Origin of the sequence: Corallococcus sp. CA053C, from assembly GCF_003611675.1 — a bacterium.
Classification (GTDB): Bacteria; Myxococcota; Myxococcia; order Myxococcales; family Myxococcaceae; genus Corallococcus.
Genome location: NZ_RAWA01000677.1, coordinates 1 through 2,728 on the forward strand (window position 1 = coordinate 1; position 2,728 = coordinate 2,728).

Annotated in this window: 2 protein-coding genes; one reads left to right on the forward strand and one right to left on the reverse strand. The window is 71.2% G+C overall.

Annotated features, from left to right (window positions below; all coding sequences use genetic code 11):
* Positions 1–1,877: OPT family oligopeptide transporter (locus D7V97_RS42000; protein ID WP_233583587.1), on the forward strand; the 1,877-nt coding region annotated here is incomplete at its 5' end.
* A gap of 14 nt (positions 1,878–1,891) precedes the next feature.
* Here D7V97_RS42000 and D7V97_RS42005 read toward each other — a convergent pair.
* On the reverse strand, positions 1,892–2,728 hold an 837-nt coding region (locus D7V97_RS42005), incomplete at its 5' end, for a flagellar motor protein MotB (protein ID WP_120616132.1).

Sequence of the window (2,728 nt, forward strand, 5' to 3'; positions counted from 1 at the left end):
ACCCCAGCCAGCTCCGCGTCCCCGCGCCCGACCCTGACGCCGTCCCGGACAAGCCCGGCGCCTCCGCGGCGATGGATCCGGAGCGGTACTGGAAGGAGCACGTCTACCAGGGTGGCGCGCGGCAGCTCACCGTGCGCGCCATCATCGCCGGGATGCTCATTGGCGCGGTGATGTGTCTGTCCAATCTCTACGTCGTCCTCAAGACGGGGTGGAGCCTGGGCGTCACCATCACCGCGTGCATCCTGGGCTTCGCGGTGTTCGGTACGCTGCGCTCGCTCAAGCTGCTGACGAAGGAGTTCACCGACCTGGAGAACAACGCCATGGGCTCCGTGGCGTCCGCGGCGGGCTACATGACGGGCGGCGGCAACATGGCCGCGGTGCCCGCGCTCTTGATGCTCACCGGCACGCTGCCGTCCTCGGGCTGGCTGATGGTGTGGTTTGGCGTCATCTCCGCGCTGGGCGTCTTCGCCGCCATCCCCATCAAGCGGCAGCTCATCAACATCGAAGCGCTCCCGTTCCCCACCGGCACCGCCACCGCGGAGACCATCCGCGCCCTGCACGGCCACGGCGAGGTGGCCCGCCAGAAATCGCGCCTGCTGGGGATCGCGGGGCTCGTGGGCGCGCTGCTGGTGCTGGTGCGCGACGCGCGCTTCACCTGGCTGAAGAACCTGCCGGAGAAGGTGAGCCTGCCGTTCACCATCCAGGGCCGCGAGGCCGGCAAGTGGTCGCTGTCGTTCGACTTCAGCCTGCTGCTCATCGGCGCGGGCGCGTTGATCAGCTTCCGCACCGGCTGGTCCATGCTGCTGGGCGCCTTCCTCACCTACGGCTTCCTCGCGCCGGAGATGTTCTCCCGGGGCGTCATCCCGGAGGTGACGTACAAGGCCATCAACAGCTGGGCGCTGTGGACGGGCTCCGCGGTGCTGGTGTCGTCGGGCCTGCTGTCGTTCGCCTTCCAGTGGAAGAGCGTGGTGCGCTCCTTCTCCGCGCTGGGCGGGCTCGTGGGCCGCAAGCCGAAGGAGGGCACGGGTGATGATCCGCTGGCGGACATCGAGTGCCCCCCGGCGTGGTTCCCGCTGGGCTTCGCGCTGCTGGGCCCGGTGGCCGTCTTCCTGATGGCGTACCTGTTCCAGATTCCGTGGTGGGCGGGCGTGCTCGCGCTGCCGCTGGCGGTGGTGATGGGCGTCATCGCGTCGCGCGTGACGGGAGAGACGGACACCACGCCCACCAAGGCGCTGGGCCCCGTCACCCAGCTCATCTTCGGCGCGCTCGCTCCGGGCAACATCCCCGCCAACATCATGAGCGCCAACGCCACGGGCGGCGTGGGGCTGCACTCCGCGGACCTGCTCACGGACCTCAAGTCCGGGTGGCTCCTGGGCGCGGCGCCCCGTCAGCAGTTCTTCGCGCAGCTCTTCGGCGTGGTCGCGGGCTCCGTCGTCATCGTGCCCGTCTTCAACCTGCTGGTGCCGACCGCGGACGTGCTGGGCACGGAGCAGTTCCCCGCGCCCGCGTCCATGGTGTGGGCCGGCGTGTCCAAGATGCTCGCCACCGGCGTGGCCGCGCTGCACCCCACCGCGCGCGTGGGTGCCCTGTGCGGGCTGCTGCTGGGCGTGACGCTGGTGCTGCTGGAGCGGTGGGCCCCGCCGAAGGTGAAGGCCTTCATCCCCACGGCGTCCGGCCTGGGGCTGGCCATCGTCATCCCCGGCTCCAGCTCCATCAGCCTCTTCGTGGGCGCGGCGCTGGCCGCGCTGCTGCGCCGGATGAAGCCGAAGCTCGCCGAGGACGCGGTGCTGCCCGTCAGCTCCGGCTTCATCGCGGGCGAGAGCCTGCTGGGCATCGCCATCGCGATGGTGAAGGCCTTCGGCTTCATGCCGAAGTAGCCGGCCGCGTCCCTTCAGTCCACCTTGCTGGTGGCCCAGGACAGGCCCGCGACGAAGCGGAAGGTGGGCGTGTCGAAGCCCGCGCCCACGCCCGGGCCGCCCATCACATACAGGTCCAGGCTGGACAGGGCATGGCGGCGGATGGCGATGAGCAGCTCCGCCCCCACGCGGCCCCCGTTGAGCGGCACGCCCACCAGCGCGCTCACCTCGCCGCGCGTCACGTCGCCCCCGCGCGACGTCACCGTGGCGCCCAATCGCAGCTCATTGCCCGCCACGTCCTTGGGGTCGTAGGACACCGGCCCCAGGTCCTGGCGCTTGCGCAGGAACACGCCCGCCTCGCCCCCCACCTGGAAGCCCTCGGCCGCGTAGCCCAGCTGCAGCCGCGGCTGCCACGCGTAGTCCTCGTGCGCCTGCGCCTTGCGGTTACCCACCGGCAGGCCCGCCGTCAGCTCCACGGCCACGTTGATGGGAGCGCCGTGCGTCTGGCGCAGCACGGCCGCGCGCGCGCTCAGCCAGGGCGTCGCGAGCCCTCCCTCGCGGGGCGGTGCATAGCTCAACGTGGGCTTGCCCCCTTGCGTCAGGATGAAGGGCAGCTCCGCCCCCACGTCCAGCCACGACAGCACGCCGACGCCCACCGTCAGGTGCGCCGTCATCTTGTTCTCGACGAGGCCCGTGCCGTCCCCCGGCTCCCAGCGCGTCTGGAAGTGCAGGGGCAGTTGCTCGTAGTGGTAGTTCAAAGCCACCCGCAGCTGGCCCGGCGCCAGCGTCCGTCCCGTCCCCACCACCAGCGAGCCCAGCGCCGACGCGTCCAGGCGCAACCGCTGAAGGTCGAACACGGGCAGCGGCTGCTT